The following is a 24,243-nucleotide window of genomic DNA, read 5'->3' on the forward strand; positions in this document are numbered from 1 at the left end:
CACCGGTCCAAATCATCCCGTTGTCTTGGCAGCGGTTAAAACCATATTCTAACCACCAGTTAAAGAAGCTTGCTTGCGGCAAAAACGCGCTTTCTTTGATCTGGATCAATTTCACCTCTGGAGGTTTCATGACCGACACGCCCTTTCAACCATTCGACACGCACCTTGATCAAGGCAAGGCGCTAACGCTTTTGCGCGAGGCTGTGGCGGGGGCCGATGATGGCGAACTGTTCCTCGAACGGCGTCGCTCAGAGGTTCTTGTCTTCGACGATGGTCGTATTCGCACTGCCAGCTACGATGCGTCCGAGGGATTCGGATTACGGGCCGTGCGCGGTGAAGTGGCCGGATATGCCCATTCCACCGACATCTCCGAATCGGCGATCAAGCGGGCGGTCGAAACCGCGCGGCTTGCCGTGGGCGAGGGTGGCGGAACGCTTGCCGACAAACCGGCGGGCACGAATATACGGCTTTACACCGATGGCGATCCGATTGCCGGGCACAGCTTTCCGGTCAAGGTCGACACCCTGCGCGAGATCGACGCCTTTGCCCGCGCACTGGACCCCCGCGTGGTGCAGGTGAGCGCGACGATTGCGGCGTCGCTTCAGGAAGTCGCGATCCTGCGCCCCGAAGGCACACTTGTGTCGGACACCCGCCCGATGACGCGCGTGAACGTGAGTGTGATCGTCGAAGAGAACGGTCGCCGGGAAACGGGAACGGCAGGGGGTGGCGGTCGTGTGCTGCTGGAAGGATTGCTTGATCCAACCGATTGGCAGGACAAGGCCCGCGAGGCGTTGCGCATCGCATTGGTCAACCTTGATGCGGTGCCCGCACCCGCCGGTGTCATGGACATCGTGCTTGGGCCGGGCTGGCCGGGTATCCTGCTGCACGAGGCGGTGGGACACGGACTCGAAGGCGATTTCAACCGCAAGGGCAGCTCGGCCTTTGCCGGGCTCATGGGCCAGCAGGTCGCCGCCCGTGGCGTGACCGTTCTGGACGATGGCACCATCCCCGACCGGCGCGGGTCGATCACCGTGGATGACGAAGGCACGCCGTCGGCCAAGAACGTGCTGATCGAGGATGGCAAGCTGGTGGGCTTCATGCAGGACCGCCAGAACGCGCGGCTGATGGGGGTCGATCCCACCGGCAACGGACGCCGCGAAAGCTATGCGCATATCCCGATGCCGCGCATGACCAACACCTACATGCTGGGTGGCACCGTGGCACCGGGCGACATCGTGGCCGATCTCAAGGACGGGATCTGGGCGGTGGGATTCGGCGGCGGGCAGGTGGACATCACCAATGGCAAGTTCGTCTTTTCCTGCACCGAGGCCTACCGCGTGAAGGATGGCAAGGTCGGCGCACCCGTCAAAGGCGCCACGCTGATCGGCGACGGGGCCACGGCGCTCCAGCAGATTCGCGCGCTTGGCAATGACATGGCGCTTGATCCCGGCATGGGGAATTGCGGCAAACAGGGCCAATGGGTGCCTGTCGGGGTGGGTCAGCCCACCGTGATGATCGGCGGTCTGACCGTTGGTGGTGCCCAGACCTGAGAAAAGGCGTTATACAAAACAGCGACTTAGCGGAAGGGTGTCGATTTTTTCGCGGGTCGCTGTCGCTGATTCATCAGTGATTAACCAGTGAGAGACTATCCCTGTTTCTGCAAGCAGACGGAGGCAGGATGACATTGGAACACAACTCTTCCACTCACCCCCTACTCCCACCCACCACGGAAGACCAAAGGTTTGACTGGCTTCGTCTCTTGCGCTCTCGTCGGGTCGGGATCAGCACGTTCTATCGGCTCATGGGGGATCACGGCACCGCTGCGGCCGCGCTGGCAAAGTTGCCGGAGATCGCCATGGCCGCCGGTGTCCAGAGTTACGAAATCTGCCCCGAAGCAGTGATTCACGCCGAATTCAAGGCGGCGCGTGCCGTTGGTGCAAGGCTGGTCTGCCGCGGTGATGGGATCTATCCGCAAACGCTCATGGACCTTGACGATGCTCCTCCGATGATCTGGGTGATGGGCAACTCTGACACCCTTGCCAAACCGCAAATCGCCCTTGTCGGTGCGCGCAATGCTTCTTCGCTTGGGGGACGCATGGCGCGCGCCTTGGCCAGCGAACTGGGCGAGGCGGGGTTTGTCATCACCTCGGGTATGGCGCGCGGCGTCGATACCGCGGCGCATCTGGCAGCGCTCAAGACCGGAACCATCGCGGTTCTGGGGGGCGGGGTTGATGTGCTCTACCCCGCCGAAAACACCGGGCTGGCCGAGGATATCGTGGCGCAGGGTGGTCTGCGGCTTAGTGAACAGGCGATGGGACTGCAACCGCAAGCACGCCATTTCCCGGCGCGCAACCGGATCATTTCGGGGTTGAGCCTAGCCGTTGTCGTGATCGAAGCTGCGGCCAAATCGGGCTCGCTGATCACGGCCCGCACGGCGCTTGATCAGGGAAGAGAGGTGATGGCGGTTCCCGGTCATCCCTTCGATGCCCGTGCCAGCGGCTGCAATATGCTTTTGCGTGATGGTGCGCGTCTGGTTCGAAACGCGGACGACGTGATCGAAGCCTTGGCGCCCCTGGCACAGCCTGCACCGGAACTGCCGCTTGAGCCCACCCAAGTGGAGCGGCCATTGGCCGAAATCGCCAAGCTGCACCAGAAAATCCTGGATCGTCTGGGACCGTCCCCCGTGGGTGAAGATCAGTTGATCCGCGACCTGGGCGCGACCTCGCGCGCCATTTCTCCGGCTCTCACGGATCTGGAACTTGAGGGCAGGATCAGTCGGGAACCGGGGGGTCTGATCGCGCTGCGCGCATGAGCATCAATTCAAGGCCATCCCGGAACTCGCGCGACCTTGTCGTGTTGATGTGTTGAACCCGCAGCGAAAACTGCACGCTGTGATCCATTTCAACACAAGTTCAACAAAGGACAACCTCCCATGTTTTCCAAAATCACGCTTGCCCTGTTTGGCCTTTCAATCCTGTCACTTTCCGCTTGTGGCGAAATCACAGGCACCGAAGAACAGGCGATGCCACGCGACGAAACCGGCATCATCTCTCCTGATGATAATGAGGGTATCTAGAAAACACTCCAGCCCCGGCACATCGGTCAAAGTCTGATAAAGTGCCGTTTCAACCTGTCCGGACGATAGGTTTCGGACCGTTTCCCTGTGCGCCGTGCAGTCCCGAAAACCCGGCCCGGTGTCTGGCCGCCGGGCGGGTTGCGGACGCTTGTGCAATGGTCCTGTGCCGCCGCCCAGGTCCGGCATGAATTGACAATTGGTTCTTGCACACCACATGCTGCCCGGCCATATGCAGCCCAGCCGTGTCGGTAAATCGCATGTAGAAAGGTGTTCTTTTTATGCCCGTAGTTGTTGTCGAATCCCCGGCAAAAGCCAAAACGATCAACAAATATCTGGGCGCGAATTACACTGTGCTGGCATCCTACGGGCATGTTCGCGACCTTCCGCCGAAAGACGGATCGGTTGATACAGACAACGATTTCGACATGAAATGGGAAGTTGGTGCAGACTCACGCAAACATGTCGCAGCGATTGCCGAAGCCCTCAAATCCGATGACGCGCTGATCCTTGCGACGGACCCTGACCGCGAGGGTGAGGCGATCTCGTGGCACCTTAAGGAAGCGCTGACCAAGCGTCGGTCGATCAAGGCAAGCACCGACGTCAAGCGTGTCACCTTCAACGCCATCACCAAAGCCGCTGTGACCGAAGCGATGGCCAATCCGCGCGACATCGACGCGCCGCTGGTCGAGGCGTACCTGGCCCGTCGCGCGCTGGATTACCTCGTCGGCTTCAACCTGTCTCCGGTGCTGTGGCGCAAATTGCCGGGTGCGCGGTCCGCTGGACGGGTGCAGTCGGTCTGCCTGCGCCTGATCGTCGAACGCGAGATGGAAATCGAGGCGTTCCGCGCCCGGGAATACTGGTCGGTGAAGGCGCTGCTGTCGACGCCGCGTGGTCAGGAATACGAGGCGCGTCTGACGGTTCTGGCGGGCAAGAAGCTTGACCGTTACGACCTTGAGAATGGGACGCAGGCCGAACTGGCGGTGCAGGCGATCACCAGCCGTGATCTGACCGTGCAATCGGTCGAGGCAAAGCCCGCATCGCGCAACCCGTCGGCCCCCTTCATGACCTCGACGCTTCAGCAGGAGGCGAGCCGCAAGTTCGGCATGGGTGCGCGCCAGACGATGAACGCGGCGCAGCGGCTCTACGAGGCGGGGCACATCACCTACATGCGGACCGATGGCATCGACATGGCCCCCGAAGCTGTGCAGGAGGCGCGCGGCGCGATCAAGGATCGCTACGGCGCGGAATATGTCCCGTCCAACCCGCGCATTTATAAAAACAAGGCCAAGAACGCGCAGGAAGCGCATGAATGTATCCGTCCGACGGACATGTCGCGCGATGCGCAGTCGCTCAAGCTGTCGGAATCGGACCAGCGCAAGCTGTATGATCTGATCTGGAAACGCACGCTGGCCTGCCAGATGGAATCGGCGCGTCTTGAACGCACCACGGTCGATGTGGGCAGCGCCGATGGTCAGGTTGTTCTGCGCGCCAATGGTCAGGTTGTGCTGTTCGACGGGTTTCTGCGCGTCTACGAAGAAGGCCGCGACGATGCCGTGGTCGATGATGACGACAAGCGTCTGCCGCAAATCTCCGAAGGCGAGAAGGCCGATAAAAAGTCGATCACACCCGACCAGCACTTTACCCAGCCGCCGCCGCGCTACACCGAGGCGACATTGGTCAAGCGGATGGAAGAACTGGGCATTGGCCGCCCGTCGACCTATGCCAGCATCATCACCACGATCCAGGACCGCGAATATGTCCGCAAGGAACAGAACCGCCTGATCCCCGAAGACAAGGGCCGGATCGTCACCATATTCCTGCTGAATTTCTTCAAACGCTATGTGGAATACGATTTCACCGCCGCGCTTGAGGATGAGCTTGACCATGTCAGCGCAGGTGAGGGGGACTACAAGGAACTGCTCAAGCGGTTCTGGCGGGATTTCTCGGTTGCCATTGCCGAAACGTCCGATCTGCGCATCACCGAGGTGCTGGATGTGCTGGACGATGCGCTGGCCCCGCAGCTTTATCCGCCGCGCGAAGATGGCAGTGATCCGCGGATCTGCCCCAAGTGCGGTCAGGGCAACTTGCACCTGAAGACCTCTCGGACCGGCGGTTTTGTCGGCTGTGGCAATTATCCGGAATGCACCTACACCCGGCCCATTGCCGGAGAAGGCGCAGAGGGCGATGAGCGTGTTCTGGGCGAGGATCAGGGCGCGGAAATCTGGCTGAAGACCGGCCGCTTTGGCCCCTATGTCCAGCGCGGCGAGGCGACGCCCGAAAACAAGAAACCCCCGCGCGCCAGTCTGCCAAAAGCCAAGGGCGATTACCTGCCCGGCTGGTCCCCGGACGATGTGACGCTGGAAAAGGCCGTGACCCTACTGACCCTGCCGCGCCCTGTCGGGATGCACCCCGATGGCGGAGAGGTGAAGTCGAATCTTGGGCGCTTTGGCCCCTACATCATGCATCAGCTGCCCGATGAGGCGAAGCCGGTCTACGTCAACCTGAAGGAATTCCAGGAGGTGTTCGAGATCGGGATGAACCGCGCCGTTGAACTTTTGGCCGAAAAACGCGCCAATCCGGGACGCGGGCGGGGTGCTGCGGCCAAGCCATTGAAAGAGATCGGTGAACATCCCCAGGATGGTGGCATGATTGCCGTCATGGAAGGCCGGTATGGTCCCTATGTGAAATGGGATAAGGTCAACGCGACGCTGCCCAAGGATGTGGAACCGGACAATGTCACGATGGACATGGCCGTTGCCCTGATTGCCGAGAAATCGGCGAAAAAGGGGACCAAGAAGAAGGCTCCCGCCAAGAAGTCCGCACCAAAGAAGGCCGCTGCCAAGAAGACGGCGGCCAAGAAACCTGCTGCCAAGAAGAAACCCGCAGCGAAATAGCGGCGGGTCTTGGCGGTCGGCCCCAACACAACGGTTGAAATTATTGTGATTGGCCAAGCGGATAGCCTGTAGGCAGGTTGCACGAAAAACAACAGACATCGTGCAGGAGTTTCCATGACCACCACAATCCTTTCCCGCCGCGCCCTGATCGGGGCCGCTGCGGCCACATTCGCCATGCCGAGCCTTATCCGTGCGCAGGAGGCCGAGGGGTTCAACCGACGCAATATTTCGTCCTTTGCGCAACAGGACTGGCGCGACCACTTCGAAAACCTCGGAACGGGGGCGATTGTCTGTGACACGGTTTCCCGTGCGCTGCATTTCTGGAGCGCGGATGACGAGGATTACCGCGTTTTCCCCACGTCTGTTCCCAAGACCGATGACCTGACGCGCCGTGGCTACACCCGGATCGTCCGCAAGAAGGAAGGTCCGTCCTGGACGCCGACCGCGTCGCAGATGGAGCGTTTTCCGGAGTGGCGGCCGATGGGGCCGGGGCCGGACAATCCGCTTGGAACCCATGCGCTTTATTTTGATTGGCCAGCCTACCTCATTCATGGGACGCATGACACACGCAAGATCGGGCGAAGATCGTCCGATGGCTGCATCGGTCTTTTCAATGAAACGGTTGAAGAGCTCTATGCGCTGGTGCCTGTCGGAACCCAGGTCCGTCTGATCTGAACCCGTGTTTCGCCTCGAGGCGTCAGCTTGTGGAAACGGGACAACCCTGTTGATGATGTTCAGAGTTGTCCCATTGCAGGACAACCGTTCGTGCCGTTGACTTAGCTGAAACGACACGCCAAAACGGCATGGCGTTGAACAGCAGGGGAGATCGCAATGAAGAAGGTCTATGGATCAGCAGCCGAAGCGCTTGACGGTGTTTTGTCCGATGGAATGCTGATCGCAGCGGGCGGTTTCGGCCTTAGCGGAATTCCCGAATTGCTGCTTGCCGCCATTCGCGACAGCGGTGTGAAGGATCTGACCTTCGCTTCGAACAACGCGGGTGTGGACGATTTCGGCATCGGCATTCTGTTGCAGACCCGCCAGGTCAAGAAGATGATCAGCTCGTATGTCGGTGAAAACGCAGAATTCATGCGCCAATACCTGTCCGGCGAACTCGAGTTGGAATTCAACCCGCAAGGCACGCTTGCCGAACGCATGCGGGCCGGCGGTGCGGGCATCGCAGGTTTTTACACCAAGACGGGTGTGGGCACGGTGATTGCCGAAGGCAAGGATCACAAGGATTTCAACGGCGAAACCTATGTCATGGAAGAGGGCATCTTTGCCGACCTCTCCATCGTCAAGGCGTGGAAAGCCGACACAACCGGGAACGCGATTTTCCGCAAGACCGCGCGCAACTTCAATCCGCCGGCGGCGATGTGCGGCAAGGTCTGCATCATGGAAGTCGAGGAAATCGTCGAACCCGGCGAACTTGACCCCGATCACATCCACCTGCCGGGAATCTATGTCACGCGGCTCATTCAGGGCGCACATGAAAAGCGCATCGAACAGCGCACGACCCGTCCGAGACCTGCTGCCTGATCCAAAGCGAAACGTAGGCGCCTGTGGAACAATACGCTGAAAAGCCCAAGCTTGCATCAGTGCTTGACGACAGTCAGGCACTGGTCGGCTTTTCCCGGCTCAGCGTCGCAATCGTGATCACCAACCCCAACACCGAAGGCAATCCGATCGTCTATATCAACGATGCGTTCGAACGCACCACCGGTTACCAGCGATCAACCGTGATCGGGCGGAATTGCCGGTTTCTGCAAGGCGCGGCAACGGATCCGGAAAGCGTTGACAGAATGCGCCATGCCATCGAGGCCGGTGAAGAAGTGAGCGTTGATGTCGTGAATTACCGCGCCACCGGTGAGGCCTTCACGAACCGTCTGCTGATCGCGCCGATTCTGGACGGACAGGGCAAGCCGATGTATTTTCTGGGCGTGCAGAAGGAACTGCGCGACGACGAGAAAGACAAATCCATCGAGACCACGCGCCAGCATCTTGATACGGTCTGTTCCCGCGTCAATCAGGATCTCGGGCTGATCGTCAGCTCTTTGGTGAAACGCGGCAATGCGGATCTTGCGGCGACAAAAACGACCGGGAAATTGCAGCTTCGGATGCTTGACGTGTTGCCACGCAGGCTTGAATGCCTGCAATTCGTCTACGAGGAAATGAAGCTGGCCGATGCGCAATGGGATCGTGACGGCATTGACCTTGGGTCTCTGCTGTCGCGGATTTCGCACACGATCGCCCACAACGAAGGCCGCCCCGGCGTGCGCTTTGTGTCCCTTGTCGAACCGCTCGAGGTCAATCTCGAGACCGCGATCCGGGTGTCTCTGGTGATGTTCGAACTGGTTTCGAACGCGTTTCAGCACGGGTTTGACGGATTGGATCAGGGCTATCTTGAACTGCGCGTCAACAGGCTTGCGGCAGGTGGCATGCGGATGACCATTGCGGATGACGGCGTGGGCATTCCGGCCAAGATTGCGTTTCCGTCCTCGGAGTCGGTTGGGGGGCAACTGGTCTCCTCGCTGCTTCAGGGGCTGGATGCGACGCTCAATGTTGCACGCGGTGCGGCGGGGACGGTCATCATGATCGACGTCCCGGTGGGATTCACCGATTCCAGGAAATAATGCCGCATGACGCGGCTCTGACGACAAACGAGGGGAAGACAACTATGGCATGGGACCGCAACCAGATGGCCGCACGCGCGGCACAGGAGCTTAAGGATGGCATGTATGTCAACCTCGGGATCGGCATCCCGACGCTGGTCTCGAACTACATCCCCGATGGGGTGACCGTGACCCTGCAATCCGAAAACGGCATGTTGGGCATGGGGCCGTTCCCATACGAGGGTGAAGAGGATCCCGACCTGATCAACGCGGGCAAGCAGACCATCACCGAACTGCCGCACACCAGCTATTTCGACAGCGCCACATCTTTCGGCATGATCCGGGGCGGCAAGATCGCCATGGCCATCCTTGGGGCGATGGAAGTGGACGAAAAGGGCGATCTGGCGAACTGGATGATCCCCGGCAAGCTGGTCAAGGGCATGGGTGGCGCGATGGATCTTGTCGCCGGTGTTGGCCGCGTGGTCGTGGTGATGGATCACACCAACAAGCACGGCGACAGCAAGCTGCTGAAGGAATGCACCCTGCCGCTGACCGGCGCGGGCGTCGTCGATCGGATCATCACCAATCTGGGTGTTCTGGACGTGGTTGACGGCGGGTTGAAGATTGTGGAAACCGCCGATGGTGTGACCGAGGATGAAATCAAGGCGGCCACCGAGGCGACCATCGTCTGAGGCGGCGGACGAATTTTCGAAAATTCGGATGCAATTCTTCGAAGAATTGCATCCCCTTCCCAAACGAAATGCGGGATGGCCGAACGATCACCTTGGGGGTTTCACCCCCAAACCCCCAGCATATTTTCAAAAAGAAGAAGCTCTAGAGCCCCTCGAAAGCGCAGAGCGCGTGGACATCCATGCCCATCGCCTCGAGTTTCTTGCGTCCTCCCAGTTCTGGCAGGTCGATGATGAAGGCACAGCCGATCACCTCTCCACCCAGCCGTTCGATCAGTTTCAGCCCGGCTTCCGCCGTGCCGCCGGTGGCCAGCAAATCGTCCACCAGCAGGATCTTCTCGCCCGGCTGAATGGCGTCGTCGTGGATTTCGACCACCGCCTCGCCATATTCCAGCGCGTAGTCTTCCGAGATCACCGCGCCGGGAAGCTTGCCCTTCTTGCGCACCGGAACAAAGCCGACCGACAGCTGATGCGCAATTGCGCCGCCCAGGATGAAACCGCGCGCCTCGAGGCCGACCACCTTGTCGAAACGGACCCCGGCATAGGGGTGCAACAATTGGTCAATCGCCATGCGAAACCCGCGCGCATCGGCAAAGAGCGTGGTCACGTCGCGAAACATGATCCCCTCATGTGGGAAGTCGACGATGGTGCGGATGTAGTCTTTGACGGTCTTGGTGCTTTTGGTCATGTCAGTCTCAGTTTGTGCGACGAGCCATGGCGGTCAGCGCGCCCATGGCAATGAGGGTGACGCCTCCGGCGCGGGTCAGCCATGTGATGACGCTCTCGCGTCCGATCCAGCCGCGCAGGTGGTCGGCGGCCAGCGCATAGGCAAAGGCGTTGAAGGCGGCAAGGGCCACGAAGGTGGCGATCAGAATGGCGAATTGCGGCAAGAGGGGTGCCCCGGGTGTGATGAACTGCGGCACGAAGGCGATGAAGAACGCGATGGATTTCGGGTTGAGCGTCGTGACCAGCGCCGCGTGCGAAAACACTGACCTCGGCTGCACATCGCGGTCGGTCAGGGGCAGGGCCGCGCCCGGAGCCGAGCGCAACAGCTTGATCCCCAGCCAGACAAGATAGAGCGCGCCAACCCATTTCAGCACCGTGAACAGCGTGGCAGAGGCCAGAACCAGCGCACCCAGACCGGCCAGAGACAGGCTCATCGCGATGAAATCGCCCAAAGCGACACCGCTGGCCGACGCGATGGCAACCCGCTTGCCCTGGCTGAGCGCATAGGACAGCACCAGAAGGACGGTGGGGCCGGGGATCAGCAACAAGGCGGTCGATGCCGCGACGAAGGTCAGCCAGAGATCAAGACTCATATGCGGTTATCCTATTGGGTCAGCTGCCCCAGAAAGCACACGACCCGCAACCGCGTCCAGCTTTTTGACAATCTCCGGATCGCGCGCTTCGGGTGACGTGATCAGCGCGTGGGTCAAGGCCGTGTCACAGCCCTGCGCGCAAGGCGTGCGATCCGGTCCCAACAGCTGTGGCAGTCCCCGGATCATGGCGCGGGCGGCGTCGGCATTGCGTGTCAGCACGCGAACGATGTCGGACACCTCGACCGCATCGTGATCCGGGTGCCAGCAGTCGTAATCGGTGACCATCGCGACGCTGGCGTAGCACAGCTCTGCTTCGCGGGCGAGGTGCGCCTCGGGCATGTTGGTCATGCCGATCACCGAACAGCCCCACTGATCGCGGTACATGTTGGATTCGGCCAGAGTGGAGAATTGCGGGCCTTCCATCGCCAGATAGGTGCCGCCGTCATGCACCGTGACGCCGGCGGCGCGGGCCGCTGTGGCACAGGCGGCACCGAGGCCTTCGCAGACCGGGTGCGCCATCGACACATGGGCGACGCATCCCGAACCGAAAAAGCTTTTGGGCCGGGCAAAGGTGCGGTCGATGAACTGGTCCACGATGACGAAATCGCCAGGCGCCATGTGTTCGCGGAACGACCCGCAGGCGCTGACGCTGATCACATCCGTTACACCCAGCCGTTTCAGCGCGTCGATATTGGCGCGGTAGGGCACGTCCGAGGGGCTGTGGACATGGCCGCGCCCGTGACGGGGCAGGAACACGATCTCGAGCCCGTCGAGCGTTCCGCAATAGACTTGGTCCGACGGCGCGCCCCACGGGGTGTCCACGGCGGTCCATTTGCCGTGCTGCACCCCGTCCACACCATAGAGTCCCGATCCGCCGATCACGCCCAGTTTTCGGCCTGCCATGATGTCCGCTCCATCCTTGCCCTTGTGAATACTCTGGCAGGCGGGGGGCGTGTCTTCAAGCGGTCTGGTTGGAACGCGAATCGCGTTGATGCGTTGGTCTCAGGCGTCAGGAGGAGAAGATTATGCCGACACGCAATTCAGCCGCACACAGCTTCAGCCACCCCAATGTTCCGGACGTCGATCAAAGTGATCGCTTCGTGCCGATCAACCTGCGACAGACCGGGCCCACGCCCGTCGAGATGCTTATTTCGACACGGGTGCGCAAGTCGCCGTTCTGGCACCTGTCCGTCGAAGCAGGCGCCTGGCGGGCGACCGTCTACAACCGCATGTACCATCCCCGTGGGTACGTCAAAGACAAGGACGGCGGCACAATGGCCGAATATCGCAGCCTTGTGCATCGCGTCACGCTTTGGAACGTCGCCGTGGAACGGCAGATTCGGGTGCGCGGACCGGATGCCGAAGCCTTCGTCAATTTCGTCATCACCCGCGATGCGACCCGGATCGCGCCGATGCGTGGCAAATACTGTATCCTGTGCGATCAGGAGGGTCGGATCCTGAACGATCCGGTTCTGCTGAGGCTTGCCGAAGACGAGTTCTGGTTTTCCATTTCGGACTCCGATGTCCTGCTCTGGTTTAAGGGCGTGAACATCCGGGGAGACTGGCAGGTCGAGATCGACGAGATCGACGTTGCGCCATTGCAGGTACAGGGACCGTTGTCAGAAGACCTGATGGTCGACATCGTTGGACCCGAGCTGCGCGACGTGCCCTATTACGGCATGATGGAAGCCACGATCGGCGGCGCGCCTGTTGTGATCAGCCAGACCGGGTTTTCCGGCGAGAAAGGCTATGAGGTCTATGTCAGGGACGCGTCTGAAAACGCCGAGGCGGTCTGGTACGCGATCCGTGGCCAAGGGGCGCCTTACGGGCTGCGGATCATCGCGCCCGGCCACCATCGCAGGATCGCGGCGGGCATCCTGTCCTGGGGGCAGGACATGGACAACGAAACCAGTCCGTTTCAGGTCAATCTTGGCTACCAGGTGCCAAAGAAGAAAGAGGCGGATTACATCGGCAAGCAAGAGCTTGAACGCCAACGTGCCGTGATCGACGCGGGTGGTTTTCCGTTCAAGCTGAAGCTGGCGGGGCTCAAGCTGGGTGGCCTTGCGATCACCGATTACGCGTCGGATTTCTGGCTGGTTCAGGACCAGGACGGTCACCGCGTCGGCTATGTGACTTCGGCCTGGTGGTCGCCCGAACTTGGCGTGAACATCGCCTTGGCGCAGGTTCCGCCCGAGCTTGCGGATATCGGCACGCCGTTGAAGGTCGAATTGCCCGAATCCTACAGCGAGAACTCGGGCCAAGCCGTCGCGGCAGAGGTCTGCGATGTCCCGTTCCGCCCGTCTGCGCACCCGAGCGCCCGCGAAAGGGCCATTGCTGTCTAGGTGACCAGCAGGGAATGACCGATTGTTTGCCTAACCCGCCTGTCGTGGCAAGAACGCCTCGACTGCGGCGGTGGCGATCACCAGCGTTGCCCCGCTGTCGGGGTTTGTGACGTTCAGCCCACCTGTCACAGCAGTCACGGTGGCGCGACCGCGCGGCAGTCCCTTGGCCAGTTCGGCGCAATCCACCTTGTCGGGGTCGGCCACACCCACCGTCACCTGGACGCGCATCTGGTCATGCGGCAGGCCGGTGGCGTCGAAGAGCGGGATCGACGAATGGCGGATCGCGTCTTCGATCGCGCGGGCAGCGGCCTTGGTGTAATCCATGCCGTATTGGTCGTTGCCCATGCCCATTTCGATGATGAAGCGCTGGTCGCTCATGCCACGCCCTCCAGATCAAGTGCGACCGAGATGGCGACATTGGCGATCACCGTCGGCTTGCCTCCATCGGCACGCGGCACGTCCAGCCCGCCTTTGCGTGCGGTGACGGTGATCTGGCCGTAAGGAAAGATCGCCGCGATGGCGTTGGTATCGACCGCGTCGGGGTTCTGGACCCCCACCTCGACGGTGATCATCATGTCGGATTTGTCGGTGCCGTACAGCTCTGCAAGGTTGATCGAATTGTGCCACAGCGCGTCCTTGACCGCGCGGGACGCCGCTTCGGTGTAATCCTGACGGCGCAGGGACGATCCCATGCCGAATTCGGTGAGCAGACGTTTGACGGCCATGGCGTGTTACTCTTTTGTTAAAGGACCGGAACGGACCCAATGTTTCGCGCGCGAAACAATAGGGTGCAAGAGGTGACCTATTCGCCGGGGCGTTTCAGGCTGAATTTCTCGCGGATCACCGAATAGTCGCGGTAGCCCATGCGGGTCAGCGGGTTGAAGCTCAACACGTCGAACTCGCCGTCCTTGATGCAATCGTCGCGCATGTGCACGCCGGTGACTTCGCCGAAGACGGCGAAATTCGCCTCTCCGGGCAATTGCACGATCTGCGTCAGCTTGCATTCCAGCGTGGCCGGCGCATTCGCCACGCGGGGGCAGGTGATGGTGTCGCATTCGGCCTTGTCGATGCCTGCCTTGGCGAATTCATCCACATCGCGGTCCCACGGACCTGAGGACAGGTTCATCACGTCGCGCATCGCGTATTCGACGATGTTTACGGCGAACACACCGGTGTCACGGATTTGCGCCACGCTGTCCTTGGTGTCGCCGCGGTCTTCCTTGGCCGAGGTCGACGCGAACATCACCTGTGGCGGCACATAAGCGACGGCGTTGAAGAACGAGTAGGGGGCAAGATTGTCCTGCCCGTCGCTTCCCCGTGTCGAGATCCAGCCAATGGGGCGCGGGGTCACGATGGCGTTGAACGGGTTGTGGGGCAGGCCGTGGCCGTCTTCGGGGCGGTAGAACATCTGGAGAAAGGTCCCTGTTTGCCGATTGTTACCCTGCGTGATAGGCGGTTTCGCAGCGGAATGCACGGGGGTGTGCCGCGCGTCAACAAAGAGCGGTGTCATGTTCACCCTGAGCCCGGAAACCAAAGACGATTGGTGGGAGGTCGAAGCCCTCTATGACCTGTGTTTTGCACCGGGGCGCGAGGCGTTGTCGTCGTATCGGTTGCGGGATGGCGTGCCGCCAGTGGCCAGCCTGTCGCGCGTGGCGCGGGACGATCAGGGTATCCTTGGTGGGGCGATCCGGTTCTGGCCGGTAAGGATTTCAGAACACAGGGTTTTGCTGCTTGGCCCGGTGGCTGTTCACCCGACCGCACAGGGCGAAGGTCTGGGGGGAGCGTTGATCCGGGACAGTCTGGATCAGGCGCACCGCGACGGCTGGTCGCGGGTGCTTCTGGTGGGGGATGCGCCCTATTATCGGCGGTTCGGATTTGCCCGGCTGGACGGGGTCGAGATGCCGCCGCCGACCAACCCGGACCGGGTGTTGGGACTTGAGCTTGAGCCGGGTGCGTGGGACGGCGTGACGGGGCATGTGGAGCGGGACGCTTGAACCGGACGGAAAAACCCCCAATTGTAGTCTATGACCGGAACCGATCTTGTCCCGCTGGACACCCAGACCGCCATCGCCTCGCTTGCCCGTCGCCACAAGGCCGCCGGAGGGGTGGGGCTGCAAGTGCTCAACATGATCGGTGGGCGGGCCGAGAACCTTCTTGAACGGCTGCCCGATCCTGTGAAGCAGGGACTAGAGGGCGCGACCGAACGTGCGCTGCGGGTGGCGTTGAACGCTGCGAAACAGTCGCGCGGAGTGGTGCCGGACCAGAAGGGCTGGCTCAACACCGCGATGACGACCGCGATGGGGGCTTTTGGCGGGGCAGGTGGGTTGCCCACGGCCTTGGCGGAATTGCCGGTGACGACGACCGTGCTGTTGCGCGCGATTCAGGGGATCGCGGCAGAGTACGAATTTGATCCGAACGATCCGGAGATTCTGGCCGATTGCCTGACTGTCTTTGCCAGCGCCGGACCCTTGGCGGATGACGACGGGGCCAACATGGCCTTCCTGTCGACGCGCGTGACCCTGAACGGCGCGGCGGTGCATGGCATCCTGAAATCGGTGGCCCCACGGCTGGCGACCGTGCTGGGCCAGAAACTCGCGGCGCAGACGGTGCCCATTTTGGGGGCTGCTGTGGGGGCGGCGACGAATTACGCCTACACCAGCTATTACCAGGAAATGGCGCATGTGCATTTCGGGCTGCGACGGCTCGCGATCGACAGCGGCATGTCCGAGGCTTTGCTGGTCGCGGAATTGAAGCGGGCTGTGAAAACCGTCTGAATTTCTGGTAAATCGCCCGCCCGGTTCATCCAATCTTAACGTTAATGGGTCAAGTTAACCCTGTTCCCGGATGAATTCGGGGCAAGAGCGGACGGGGCGTCATGGGCCACTTTATGATCCGGCACCGGACCATTGCGCACCCGTCCGCCCGCAATCGCTCTGACAGCACGCAGGTTGGAGAAGCCGACCTGGACTGGCCAGAATGGCTGGGGCGTGCTGTCGGCTCTGATGCCCACACGGACGGATGTTGCGGTCGTCATGGATGATGTCAAAGCGAAGTAAAGCCGACCTACAGCGATTTTCGAAAGCACACCACGCGGTCCGATTCTTCGAAGCCCAACGCAAGGTGAAATGCATGGCTTGCCACATTTTCGAGATGCGCGTCTGACGCTAATTCCGTGACGCCCTGTTCAAGCGCCCATGATTGGACCGACCTGAGCAATAGCCTGCCGATGCCGGAGCCCTGATCTACGGGACGTACAAAGATACCCTCGAGAAAAGCAACGGGCGAAGTCTCGCATCCGTTGACGTGATCGCGTCGTAAAGCTGCCTCAGCGAATGCACGGATGCCAACACCATCGACGACGTCCAGGAAAACGACACATTCATCCGGAGACTTGGCGAGCATCGCCGCAGCTTCGTCCCTATGTTGGTCGAGTGGGGTGTCGCCCCAGAGCTGGGCACGTAGCTCGACCCACCTTTCGACATCCGAATGAGTAGCGATCCGTATTGGCATTTCTGGACATTGGCCAGTTCAAGCAATGGTTGCAACACTCATGGAAGAGGAAGCGATGGCGGTTGAAGTGAACGGCTGCGTTCCTGCCCTCCGCTCCAACCCGATCAAAGGGTCAGTTCAACCCCCGCAGGTACTCCATCACCGCGGGCCGCACACTCTGATCGCCCGCATTCCGGGCGTCGTGGATCACCTTGCGCACATCATCCAGGTTGCAGCGGCGCAGCAGGTGTTTGACCGGGCCGACCGAAGCCGGGCGCATCGACAGGGAGCGCAGGCCGATGGCGGCGAGGCACAGCGCCTCGACCGGGCGGCCGGCGTCTTCGCCGCAGAAGGACAGGGGGGTGCCCGTGGTGGCGCAGCGGTTCACGATGTCTTCGAGAAAGCTCAGGAAGCTGACGTTCAGCGTGTCATAGCGGCGACGCACGCGTTCGTTTTCGCGGTCGGCAGCAAAGAAGAACTGCTTGAGGTCATTGCCGCCGATCGACAGGAATTCGACCTCTTCGTAGAACTTGTTGCAGGCAAAGGCGAGTGACGGGGTTTCCAGCATCGCGCCGATTTCGAGGGTTTCGGGCAGGGTGTGGCCCAGCTTTTTCTCGCGCGCCACGGCCTTGTCCACTTCGGCGCGGGCGGCGGTGTATTCCTCGTACTGGGCGACGAAGGGGAACATGATCGACAATGGGCGACCGTTTGCGGCGCGCAAGAGCGCTTGCAGCTGCATCCGCATCACTCCGGGTTTGTCGAGACCCACGCGGATCGCGCGCCAGCCCAGTGCAGGGTTCGGTTCGTCCTGCGCCTTCATGTAGGGCAGCACCTTGTCCGAACCGATATCGAGCGTGCGGAAGACCACCCGCTTGCCTTTTGCCGCGTCCAGCACGCGGGCATAAAGTGCGGCCAGTTCATTGCGCTTGGGCATCTGGCTGCGGACGAGGAATTGCAGTTCGGTGCGGAACAGGCCCACACCTTCGGCCCCGGAGTTTTCGAGCGAAGGCAGATCGGCCATCAGCCCCGCGTTCATGTCAAGGCGGATGGTCTTGCCGCAGAGCGTGTCTGCCGGTGTGTCGCGGATCGAGGCGTAGCGCTCCTGCGCCTTGGCCTGCATCGCCATCTTGTCGCGGAAGGCGGACACGACGGTGTCATCGGGGCGCAGGTGGACGATGCCCTGATCGCCGTCCACCATCACATGATCGCCGTTCAACGCTTCGTTCTGGATACGCTTGGCGTTGATCACCAGCGGAATGGCCAGGGCGCGGGCGACAATCGCGGCGTGGCTGCCAACCGAGCCTTCCTCGAGGACGATGCCGCGCAATTGGCGACCGTATTCCAGCAATTCGCCAGGGCCGATGTTGCGGGCGACCAGGATCGGGTTATCGGGCAGTTCCGCGCCAGTTTGCGTGCCCTGACCTGTCAGGATGCGCAGCAGGCGGTTGGACAGGTCGTCAAGATCCTGCAGGCGTTCGCGCAGGTAGGCATCGGTGGCTTGCAACATCCGGGCGCGCACGTCGGATTGTTCCTTTTCCACCGCTGCTTCGGCGCTCAGGCCCCTGTCGATGTTTTCCTCCATCCGGCGCAGCCAGCCCTTGGAGTTGGCGAACATGCGATAGGCTTCGAGAACCTGCACCTGTTCAGTGTCGCCGGATGCGACTGCGAGCAATTGATCAACGCTGACACGCAGATTTTCCACCGCATCGGTCAGGCGGCGGCGTTCGGTGTCGGGATCGTCGCCGACCAGATTCGTGACAACGACGCGCGGTTCGTGCAACCAGACATGGCCTTCGGCGGTGCCTTCCTGACCGGTGATCGCGCGGATCAGGACGGGCTGGGTGTGGCGCGCGCGCAGGGCCGCGCCTTCACCGACAAACGCGCCAAGTTCGGTCATTTCGGCCAGCACCATGGCAACCACTTCGAGCGCGTACACCTCGTCCGCGCTGAATTCGCGGGCCGTTTTGGACTGCACCACCAACACGCCCAGCTTTTCGCCAAGCCGCTGGATCGGGACGCCGAGGAAGCTGGAATAAATCTCTTCCCCGGTTTCCGGCATGTAGCGGAAGCCCTTGGAAGACGGGGCGTCGGCGGTGTTGATGATCTTGCCCATGCGCGCCACGCGACCGACCAGACCTTCGCCAAGTTTCATGCGGGTCTGGTGGACGGATTCGGACTTCAGCCCCTGAGTCGCGCACAGTTCGAGCGTTTCGTCGTCACGGAACAGGTAGATCGAGCACACTTCGGTGCCCATCGAGTCGGCGGTCAGATGGGTGATCTGATCCAGCCGTTCCTGCCCCTCGGCCTGATTGGCCATCGTGTCGCGCAGCCGTCCAAGCAGCTTGCGGCTCTCGCTTTCCGCGCGCTCAACCATCTTCTGCCCCTCACGTCCCGCCTTTTGTGACGAGAGTCGTCACATGGTCAGGCGGTTTTTTCCAACTCAAACGCATCATGCAGTGCCTGAACGGCAAGTTCCATGTATTTCCGGTCGATCAGGACGGAAATTTTTATCTCGGAAGTTGTGATGACCTTGATGTTGATCCCCTCTTTGGAGAGTACCTGGAACATCTTGGCCGCAACGCCCGTGTGGCTGCGCATGCCGATTCCGACCACGGACACCTTGGCAACGGCGGTGTCAGCCACGATGTCGTGGAAGTTGATGTCACCCCGCGCTTTTGCGTCGACCATCGCCTTTTCGGCGCGCTGCACCTGATTGGTCGGGCAGGAGAAGGTCATGTCGGTGCGGCCTTCCTCAGAGATGTTCTGCACGATCATGTCGACGTTTACGCCCGCTTCGGAGAGTGGCGTGAAGATTGCCGCGGCGATGCCGGGGCGGTCGGCGACCGACACCAGCGTCATCTTGGCCTCGTCGCGGGAATAGGCGACGCCTGCTACAACATTGCTTTCCATGATGTCCTCCTCGTCGCAGACCAATGTCCCTGCGTCGTCAGATTGTTCCTCGAAACTGCTGAGTACACGCAGTTTCACCTTGTAGCGCATCGCCAGTTCGACCGAGCGTGTTTGCAGCACCTTTGCACCCAGCGAGGCCAGTTCCAGCATTTCCTCGAACGCGATGCGGTCCAGCTTGCGGGCCTTGTCGCAGATGCGTGGGTCGGTGGTGTAGACGCCGTCCACATCCGTATAGATGTCGCAGCGTTCCGCGCCAAATGCAGCGGCAAAGGCGACGGCAGTGGTGTCTGACCCGCCCCGGCCCAGCGTGGTGATGCGGCCTTCGGGGCTGATCCCTTGAAAGCCTGCAACAACAGCAACTTTCATGCCTTCGCTGAACTTCTGCATGATGTTTGCGGGTGGGATGTCTTCGATCCGGGCCGAGGAATGGGCAGAGGTGGTTTTCACCGGCACCTGCCAGCCCTGCCAGCTGCGCGCGGGGACGTCCATTTCCTGCAATGTCAGGGCCATGAGACCCGCAGTGACGTTTTCACCTGAAGCGACAACGGCGTCGTATTCGCGCGCATCGAACAGCGGCGAGGTTTCCTCGACATAGCCGACCAGCTTGTTGGTCTCGCCCGACATGGCGGACACTATGACGATCACGTCATAGCCTTTGGCCACTTCGACGCCGACGCGTTTCGCCGCGCGCTTGATCCGGTCAAGCGTGGCAACGGAGGTTCCGCCGAATTTCATCACGAGAATGGGCATGAGGGCCTCCCCGGTTCAGACTCAGCGGTCCTTTACGTCGGGTGGCGGGGCCGCGCAAGAGCGGCGCGTGTTGCGGTGGGATTACCGGTCGCGATAGTCAACCGCTTTCAGAGTGCCCGCGTTGAGATGTGTTTCTTTTCCGGGGACCACATCGGTGTTCTGTGCCGTGACCGCCTGCCAGCCGTCGGATGTGCGATGCAGGACAAAGACCAGGATGGTCACGCGGTCGCCCGCCGGGGCTCCATCCGGGGCGAGCTGGCCCGAGAGGTGAAAGCGACAATGCACCACGGCATGATCCGGGCCAAGTTGGCGGGTGGTGATGACACCGGGTTTCAGCGTGGTCTGTGCGAAGAACGACTTCAGCGCGTAGTCATGTGCTTGGGCAATGTCGGCGCGGTTGCGCCACCAGAGCCCGGTGACATTCACGAAATCCGCATCCTTGGCAAACAGCGCTCCGATGCGTTGACCATCGCGGCTGTGCCATGCGTCAGCAAAGGCGCGGGGAAAGTCGGCAGGGGTGAGAACCGTCAAAACGGCATCGCGTCGCCGTTCCACATCTCGAAACAGCCGCTGGTGTCCATCGACAAGGCGTCGAACCGGGCAAGCAATCCGGTGGCTGAATCCTGTGTGTTGATCGACGCGGCGCTGCCGCCCATGTCTGTCTGCACCCAGCCGGGATGGTATATGCCGACCGCGACGTTCCTGTCGGCCAAGGCCACCGCAAGGTTGCGCCCGAGGTTGAGCGCGGCGGCTTTGGACGCGCGGTAGATGGGGGAATTGCCGCCAGCGCGTTCGCTCGACCCCATCTGTGATGAGATGATCGCGATTTTCGGGGCGGCGGATGTCGCAAGGTTGGCCTGAAACGCCATCGCCGTGAGGTAGACGCCCGTGACGTTGGTGGCGAAGGTGTCGGCCCAAAGCGTCGTGTCGGTCAGGGAGTCCACCTCTAGCCCCTTGTCCAGATAGACGCCCGCATTGCACACGACCAGATCCAACGGCGTTCCCGACAGACGGTCCGCAAGCGCCATGAAACTGGCCGGGTCGCGCACGTCCAGCGGCAACAGCGTGTCGTCGTCACTGGCGCGGGTGGTGCCATAGGTGGTGTGGCCCTGAGCCTTGGCGGTGCGCAGCAGTTCCGCACCGATGCCACGGTTTGCGCCGGTGATCAGAATGTTCATCAATTGGACTTTCGCGTTGGGGTGAAGGGCAGGGGCGCAATGGGCACGCCGTCCTCGATCAGTTTCTTGGCCTCGTCCCCGCGCGTTTCGCCCCAGATCGGGCGTTGTGGTGCGTCGCCAGAGTGGATCGCGCGCGCCTCGGTGGCGAAATCCTTGCCGACATAATCCGAGTTTTTCTCCACATATTTGCGCAAGTCACTCAACGCCTGTTCCGCCGGGTTTGCCGGTTCGCTCAGCTTGGGTTTGGCCGGGGGTGTCTGCGGCGCGTCCGCCGTGCTGACGCGGGGAGCCATCATTGCCTTGCTCACATCGTCAGATCCGCAGATCGAGCATGTCACCATGCCCGCGACGTGCAGCTTGTCAAAGGCCGACCCGGACTGGAACCAGCTGTCAAACCGGTGATCATTGGCGCATTTGAGAGTGTACTGGATCATTGCGTTGGCTGCCTCGGGTCCTCTGTCACTGTTTTTATCGACCTTCAGTTGAAAATAAGCGTCTGCGCGCGGACATCAAGCGTCAAGCGCCGCCAGCACGTCCTGCATCACACCTTCGATGTCGGTCTCCTGATGCAAGGCGCTTTGGGCGGCTGCACCCAAACGGGTCTGTTTTTCCGGTGAGTCCCGGTCGATCAGGGCTTGTGCCAGTTCGTCTGAATTGGTCACGCGGATCGCCGCGTTTGCATCGCTCAGCCGCTGATAGGCGGCGCGAAAGTTGTTGGTGTCGGGGCCGTGCAGAATGGCGGATCCGAAAGCGGCGGGTTCATAAGGCGTGTGACCGCCCCGGTCGGTGAGCGATCCCGCCACGAAGGTGACTCCGGCCAAGGTATACCACAGGTGCATCTCTGCAAATGTATCGGCCAGATAGACCTGAGCGCCCGCCGGGTCGTCACCGGTGCTGCGGCGGGCAAAGGTCAGGCCTGCCGAAGTGATCAAAGACGCCACGGCATCAGCCCGTTTGGGATGGCGCGGGGCAAGGATGAGTCTGAGCGTTGGACGTTTGGCCAAGGCGGATTTGTGCGCGGCAAGGATCAGGCCTTCTTCACCGTCATGGGTCGAGGCGGCGAGCCAGGTGTCGTGTCGCGCAAAGGCTCTGGTCAGGTCGGCGTTGGGAGTGTCCGTCGGCGGCGTGTAAAGCGCCTTGAGATCAAACACCGGGCCTTTGGCGTCCGGGTCGAGACCGAGTCGTGTGAATCGCCTGGCAGACCCTTCATCCTGTGCGGACAGGTACAACACACGCGACAGCACCTGCCGCGCAAGACGGGGAAACCGCGCCCAGCCTTTGGCCGAACGCTCTGTCAGGCGTGCGCCAAGAACAAGAACCGGTCCCGGCGTGTTCAGGATGCGCAACGGCCAGAGATCGGATTCAAGCGTGATATGCGCCCGGATGCGGTGTGTCTTGATCACGCGTCGTGTCGGACCGGGCAGATCGACGGGGGCCAATGTCACCTCGGTGTTGCGCAGGCTCCATCCCTGCGCAAGCTGTAACGCGCTGTCGGTGTTGACGGTGATCAACAGGTGGTGTCCGCCAGTGATGAGACGGTCAATGACCGGCCGCGCCGAGGTCAGTTCTCCGTTGGAGGCGGCATGCAGCCAGGTCCGATCAACGTCTCCTTTCGACGGCATCCGTCCCAGACGCGCCCGGACCGCCGTCCAATCGCGACGCACCAGCCGGGAGATGAGTTCCCCGGCAGCCAGCAGCGTCATCAGAAAGAGGTATGGAAACACAGTGGGTCCAGTCAGATCGGCGAAGCCAGACTAGGCTGGGGCGCGTTTTTTCGAGTGTGTATCACTGTCCAGTGTCAGCGTCAGGGCGTCCTGGATGTGCCGTTCGAGTTTTTTGAGCAAGACATGGTTGTCAAACCGCTCTTCCGCAACGCTCCGCGCGCGCAGGGACATCTTTGCGAGGTCCGGGACAGCGATTGCGGCCGAGATCGCCTTGGCAAAACCGGCTTCATCGGTTTCGTTCACCAGAAACCCCGTTTCGCCTTCGTCGATCGCCTCGGGGATACCGGCGTGACGGGTGGACACGGTGATACAGCCGCAGGCCATTGCTTCCTGTATCGCGGTTGGCAAACCTTCTGTGTTTCCGTCACGCGCGGTGATCGAGTGTTGCAGAAAGAACTGGGTGCTCATCAGGCGGTCACGGACCGTGTGATGCGGCTGAGCGCCATGAAAGCGGATTTTTTTCGCGATACCAAGATCTTCGGCCAGATTGCGCGTGGGTTCAAGCAATGGCCCATCGCCGATGAAATCCAGCCGTGCCTCCGGCAAATCCCTTGTGGCTTCGCCAAAAGCGCGCAGCGTGGTCAGGGGGGCTTTTTTCTCGACAAACCGTCCAACCGCCAGAAAACTGAGTGGCACCTTGGCCTGCGGTGCAAAGCGACGGATATCGACACCCGAGGGAATGACGGTGCTGTCGGGATGCGAGATGCCGTGTTTGCCAAGGTTATCCAGCAGAAACTGGGAAACCGAAAACACACCCGCCAGACGCGGCATCATCTTGCGGTAGGCAGACCGCATCCGTTCGGTTCTGATCGCCTTGGATGCATCCGTGCCGCGGAAATAGGTAAAGATCGGGATCTCCAGATCATTTGCCAGCGGAGCAAGCGCGAGGGCCTGCGTTCCGAATTCGGCCAGGATCACGTCAACCCGTTCATCCCGCAGGAACCGGACAAGCGCGTCTTTCGCCTCTCCAAATGGCAGCCGGGACGTTCCATGCTCTACCCGATTGCGCAATAGCCACCACGGCGCCACAAGGATATCGCGTCCCGAAAGGCCGTCCCGCCGCACGAAATAGGGCTTGCCGTACGGGTTGTCTTCGCGAAACCGGCCACAGACCACAACTGTATCGCCACCGAACAGGTGTTCGATGTGGCGGTTGATGAATGTCTCGCCGCCAAGGTGATATTCGCCTGTCGCGATGGCTACGCGCATGTAACATTGCCCGATGGAAAAGCAGGTTTCTAGGTATCAGCGCAATGCCGCTCC

Annotated in this window: 25 protein-coding genes; 11 read left to right on the top strand and 14 right to left on the bottom strand. The window is 61.3% G+C overall.

The genetic code is table 11. The features are described from left to right. The first annotated feature begins 128 nt into the window (after nucleotides 1-128). From tldD to ACTIEN_RS06835, 8 genes are all read left to right on the top strand, one after another. Nucleotides 129-1,550 (top strand): metalloprotease TldD, encoded by a 1,422-nt coding sequence (tldD, locus tag ACTIEN_RS06800; RefSeq protein WP_439522366.1) that lies wholly within the window; start codon nucleotides 129-131, stop codon nucleotides 1,548-1,550. A 128-nt stretch (nucleotides 1,551-1,678) separates the two neighbouring features. After that, nucleotides 1,679-2,812 (top strand): DNA-processing protein DprA, encoded by a 1,134-nt coding sequence (gene dprA, locus ACTIEN_RS06805; protein ID WP_439522367.1) that lies wholly within the window; start codon nucleotides 1,679-1,681, stop codon nucleotides 2,810-2,812. Nucleotides 2,813-2,932: 120 nt separating this feature from the next. Continuing rightward, nucleotides 2,933-3,076: a hypothetical protein gene (locus ACTIEN_RS06810; RefSeq protein ID WP_439522368.1), complete on the top strand. Its 144-nt coding sequence runs from the start codon at nucleotides 2,933-2,935 to the stop codon at nucleotides 3,074-3,076. A gap of 278 nt (nucleotides 3,077-3,354) precedes the next feature. Continuing rightward, nucleotides 3,355-5,970: a type I DNA topoisomerase gene (topA, locus tag ACTIEN_RS06815; protein ID WP_439522369.1), complete on the top strand. Its 2,616-nt coding sequence runs from the start codon at nucleotides 3,355-3,357 to the stop codon at nucleotides 5,968-5,970. A gap of 114 nt (nucleotides 5,971-6,084) precedes the next feature. Further along, a complete protein-coding gene (locus tag ACTIEN_RS06820; protein ID WP_439522370.1) occupies nucleotides 6,085-6,645 on the top strand; it encodes a L,D-transpeptidase in 561 nt (186 codons plus the stop codon). 156 nt (nucleotides 6,646-6,801) lie between these two features. Next, nucleotides 6,802-7,506, top strand: a complete 705-nt coding sequence (locus tag ACTIEN_RS06825) for a CoA transferase subunit A (protein ID WP_439522371.1) — start codon at nucleotides 6,802-6,804, stop codon at nucleotides 7,504-7,506. Nucleotides 7,507-7,529: 23 nt separating this feature from the next. Then, on the top strand, nucleotides 7,530-8,600 hold the full coding sequence (locus tag ACTIEN_RS06830; protein WP_439522372.1) for a PAS domain-containing protein: 1,071 nt from the start codon (nucleotides 7,530-7,532) through the stop codon (nucleotides 8,598-8,600). A 44-nt stretch (nucleotides 8,601-8,644) separates the two neighbouring features. After that, a complete protein-coding gene (locus tag ACTIEN_RS06835) occupies nucleotides 8,645-9,271 on the top strand; it encodes a CoA transferase subunit B (protein ID WP_439522373.1) in 627 nt (208 codons plus the stop codon). A gap of 142 nt (nucleotides 9,272-9,413) precedes the next feature. On the opposite strand, the gene ACTIEN_RS06840 is transcribed toward ACTIEN_RS06835, so the two are convergent. From ACTIEN_RS06840 to ACTIEN_RS06850, 3 genes are read right to left on the bottom strand one after another with little or no spacing between them, the layout of a single operon-like run. Then, nucleotides 9,414-9,956, bottom strand: coding sequence for an adenine phosphoribosyltransferase (locus ACTIEN_RS06840; protein ID WP_439522374.1), 543 nt, complete (start codon nucleotides 9,954-9,956; stop codon nucleotides 9,414-9,416). Between the two features lie 7 nt (nucleotides 9,957-9,963). Further along, entirely contained in the window at nucleotides 9,964-10,587 is a 624-nt protein-coding gene (locus ACTIEN_RS06845; protein ID WP_439522375.1) for a LysE family translocator, read from the bottom strand. Between the two features lie 6 nt (nucleotides 10,588-10,593). Further along, nucleotides 10,594-11,490, bottom strand: coding sequence for an S-methyl-5'-thioadenosine phosphorylase (locus ACTIEN_RS06850; RefSeq protein WP_439522376.1), 897 nt, complete (start codon nucleotides 11,488-11,490; stop codon nucleotides 10,594-10,596). Nucleotides 11,491-11,612: 122 nt separating this feature from the next. On the opposite strand from ACTIEN_RS06850, the gene ACTIEN_RS06855 reads away from it, so the two are divergent. Further along, entirely contained in the window at nucleotides 11,613-12,929 is a 1,317-nt protein-coding gene (locus tag ACTIEN_RS06855; protein ID WP_439522377.1) for a glycine cleavage T C-terminal barrel domain-containing protein, read from the top strand. 30 nt (nucleotides 12,930-12,959) lie between these two features. Here the strand turns inward: ACTIEN_RS06855 and ACTIEN_RS06860 are convergent, their stop codons facing one another. The 3 genes from ACTIEN_RS06860 to ACTIEN_RS06870 form a co-directional block, all read right to left on the bottom strand. Then, nucleotides 12,960-13,307 (bottom strand): Lin0512 family protein, encoded by a 348-nt coding sequence (locus ACTIEN_RS06860; protein ID WP_439522378.1) that lies wholly within the window; start codon nucleotides 13,305-13,307, stop codon nucleotides 12,960-12,962. Further along, nucleotides 13,304-13,654 (bottom strand): Lin0512 family protein, encoded by a 351-nt coding sequence (locus ACTIEN_RS06865; protein ID WP_439522379.1) that lies wholly within the window; start codon nucleotides 13,652-13,654, stop codon nucleotides 13,304-13,306. The genes ACTIEN_RS06860 and ACTIEN_RS06865 overlap by 4 nt, the downstream gene beginning before the upstream one ends. Before the next feature lie 77 nt (nucleotides 13,655-13,731). Beyond that, the gene (locus tag ACTIEN_RS06870; protein ID WP_439522380.1) at nucleotides 13,732-14,337 is read right to left on the bottom strand and encodes a flavin reductase family protein; all 606 of its coding nucleotides are present in this window, start codon (nucleotides 14,335-14,337) and stop codon (nucleotides 13,732-13,734) included. 100 nt (nucleotides 14,338-14,437) lie between these two features. Here ACTIEN_RS06870 and ACTIEN_RS06875 point away from each other — a divergent pair, with 100 nt between their 5' ends. Further along, nucleotides 14,438-14,923, top strand: a complete 486-nt coding sequence (locus ACTIEN_RS06875; RefSeq protein ID WP_439522381.1) for a GNAT family N-acetyltransferase — start codon at nucleotides 14,438-14,440, stop codon at nucleotides 14,921-14,923. Between the two features lie 30 nt (nucleotides 14,924-14,953). Then, complete coding sequence (locus ACTIEN_RS06880; RefSeq protein WP_439522382.1) at nucleotides 14,954-15,703, top strand: EcsC family protein; 750 nt, start codon at nucleotides 14,954-14,956, stop codon at nucleotides 15,701-15,703. A gap of 289 nt (nucleotides 15,704-15,992) precedes the next feature. On the opposite strand, the gene aac(6') is transcribed toward ACTIEN_RS06880, so the two are convergent. From aac(6') to ACTIEN_RS06920, 8 genes are all read right to left on the bottom strand, one after another. Beyond that, the gene (gene aac(6'), locus ACTIEN_RS06885; RefSeq protein ID WP_439522383.1) at nucleotides 15,993-16,439 is read right to left on the bottom strand and encodes an aminoglycoside 6'-N-acetyltransferase; all 447 of its coding nucleotides are present in this window, start codon (nucleotides 16,437-16,439) and stop codon (nucleotides 15,993-15,995) included. 112 nt (nucleotides 16,440-16,551) lie between these two features. Then, entirely contained in the window at nucleotides 16,552-18,792 is a 2,241-nt protein-coding gene (ptsP, locus tag ACTIEN_RS06890) for a phosphoenolpyruvate--protein phosphotransferase (protein ID WP_439522384.1), read from the bottom strand. Nucleotides 18,793-18,839: 47 nt separating this feature from the next. Then, nucleotides 18,840-20,078 (bottom strand): aspartate kinase, encoded by a 1,239-nt coding sequence (locus ACTIEN_RS06895; RefSeq protein WP_439522385.1) that lies wholly within the window; start codon nucleotides 20,076-20,078, stop codon nucleotides 18,840-18,842. Nucleotides 20,079-20,159: 81 nt separating this feature from the next. Then, nucleotides 20,160-20,609 (bottom strand): SgcJ/EcaC family oxidoreductase, encoded by a 450-nt coding sequence (locus tag ACTIEN_RS06900; RefSeq protein ID WP_439522386.1) that lies wholly within the window; start codon nucleotides 20,607-20,609, stop codon nucleotides 20,160-20,162. Beyond that, on the bottom strand, nucleotides 20,606-21,256 hold the full coding sequence (locus tag ACTIEN_RS06905; protein ID WP_439522387.1) for an SDR family NAD(P)-dependent oxidoreductase: 651 nt from the start codon (nucleotides 21,254-21,256) through the stop codon (nucleotides 20,606-20,608). The genes ACTIEN_RS06900 and ACTIEN_RS06905 overlap by 4 nt, the downstream gene beginning before the upstream one ends. Next, nucleotides 21,256-21,690: a DUF1178 family protein gene (locus ACTIEN_RS06910; RefSeq protein ID WP_439522388.1), complete on the bottom strand. Its 435-nt coding sequence runs from the start codon at nucleotides 21,688-21,690 to the stop codon at nucleotides 21,256-21,258. The genes ACTIEN_RS06905 and ACTIEN_RS06910 overlap by 1 nt, the downstream gene beginning before the upstream one ends. A 75-nt stretch (nucleotides 21,691-21,765) precedes the next feature. Next, nucleotides 21,766-22,980, bottom strand: coding sequence for a 3-deoxy-D-manno-octulosonic acid transferase (locus tag ACTIEN_RS06915; protein ID WP_439522389.1), 1,215 nt, complete (start codon nucleotides 22,978-22,980; stop codon nucleotides 21,766-21,768). Nucleotides 22,981-23,010: 30 nt separating this feature from the next. Beyond that, entirely contained in the window at nucleotides 23,011-24,189 is a 1,179-nt protein-coding gene (locus ACTIEN_RS06920; RefSeq protein ID WP_439522390.1) for a glycosyltransferase, read from the bottom strand. Nucleotides 24,190-24,243: the final 54 nt, after the last annotated feature.

The organism is Marivita sp. (assembly GCF_051859345.1).
GTDB lineage: Bacteria > Pseudomonadota > Alphaproteobacteria > Rhodobacterales > Rhodobacteraceae > Marivita.

Coding starts and splice junctions, on each gene's coding strand:
- ACTIEN_RS06850 (WP_439522376.1), bottom strand. CDS start 11,490: ATGGCAGGCCGAAAACTGGGCGTGATCGGCGGATCGGGACTCTATGGT.
- ACTIEN_RS06835 (WP_439522373.1), top strand. CDS start 8,645: ATGGCATGGGACCGCAACCAGATGGCCGCACGCGCGGCACAGGAGCTT.
- dprA (WP_439522367.1), top strand. CDS start 1,679: ATGACATTGGAACACAACTCTTCCACTCACCCCCTACTCCCACCCACC.
- ACTIEN_RS06875 (WP_439522381.1), top strand. CDS start 14,438: ATGTTCACCCTGAGCCCGGAAACCAAAGACGATTGGTGGGAGGTCGAA.
- topA (WP_439522369.1), top strand. CDS start 3,355: ATGCCCGTAGTTGTTGTCGAATCCCCGGCAAAAGCCAAAACGATCAAC.
- ACTIEN_RS06820 (WP_439522370.1), top strand. CDS start 6,085: ATGACCACCACAATCCTTTCCCGCCGCGCCCTGATCGGGGCCGCTGCG.
- ACTIEN_RS06880 (WP_439522382.1), top strand. CDS start 14,954: ATGACCGGAACCGATCTTGTCCCGCTGGACACCCAGACCGCCATCGCC.
- ACTIEN_RS06895 (WP_439522385.1), bottom strand. CDS start 20,078: ATGCCCATTCTCGTGATGAAATTCGGCGGAACCTCCGTTGCCACGCTT.
- ACTIEN_RS06905 (WP_439522387.1), bottom strand. CDS start 21,256: ATGAACATTCTGATCACCGGCGCAAACCGTGGCATCGGTGCGGAACTG.
- ACTIEN_RS06920 (WP_439522390.1), bottom strand. CDS start 24,189: ATGCGCGTAGCCATCGCGACAGGCGAATATCACCTTGGCGGCGAGACA.
- ACTIEN_RS06855 (WP_439522377.1), top strand. CDS start 11,613: ATGCCGACACGCAATTCAGCCGCACACAGCTTCAGCCACCCCAATGTT.
- ACTIEN_RS06840 (WP_439522374.1), bottom strand. CDS start 9,956: ATGACCAAAAGCACCAAGACCGTCAAAGACTACATCCGCACCATCGTC.
- tldD (WP_439522366.1), top strand. CDS start 129: ATGACCGACACGCCCTTTCAACCATTCGACACGCACCTTGATCAAGGC.
- ACTIEN_RS06910 (WP_439522388.1), bottom strand. CDS start 21,690: ATGATCCAGTACACTCTCAAATGCGCCAATGATCACCGGTTTGACAGC.
- ACTIEN_RS06860 (WP_439522378.1), bottom strand. CDS start 13,307: ATGAGCGACCAGCGCTTCATCATCGAAATGGGCATGGGCAACGACCAA.
- ACTIEN_RS06870 (WP_439522380.1), bottom strand. CDS start 14,337: ATGTTCTACCGCCCCGAAGACGGCCACGGCCTGCCCCACAACCCGTTC.
- ACTIEN_RS06810 (WP_439522368.1), top strand. CDS start 2,933: ATGTTTTCCAAAATCACGCTTGCCCTGTTTGGCCTTTCAATCCTGTCA.
- ACTIEN_RS06845 (WP_439522375.1), bottom strand. CDS start 10,587: ATGAGTCTTGATCTCTGGCTGACCTTCGTCGCGGCATCGACCGCCTTG.
- ptsP (WP_439522384.1), bottom strand. CDS start 18,792: ATGGTTGAGCGCGCGGAAAGCGAGAGCCGCAAGCTGCTTGGACGGCTG.
- ACTIEN_RS06865 (WP_439522379.1), bottom strand. CDS start 13,654: ATGGCCGTCAAACGTCTGCTCACCGAATTCGGCATGGGATCGTCCCTG.
- ACTIEN_RS06825 (WP_439522371.1), top strand. CDS start 6,802: ATGAAGAAGGTCTATGGATCAGCAGCCGAAGCGCTTGACGGTGTTTTG.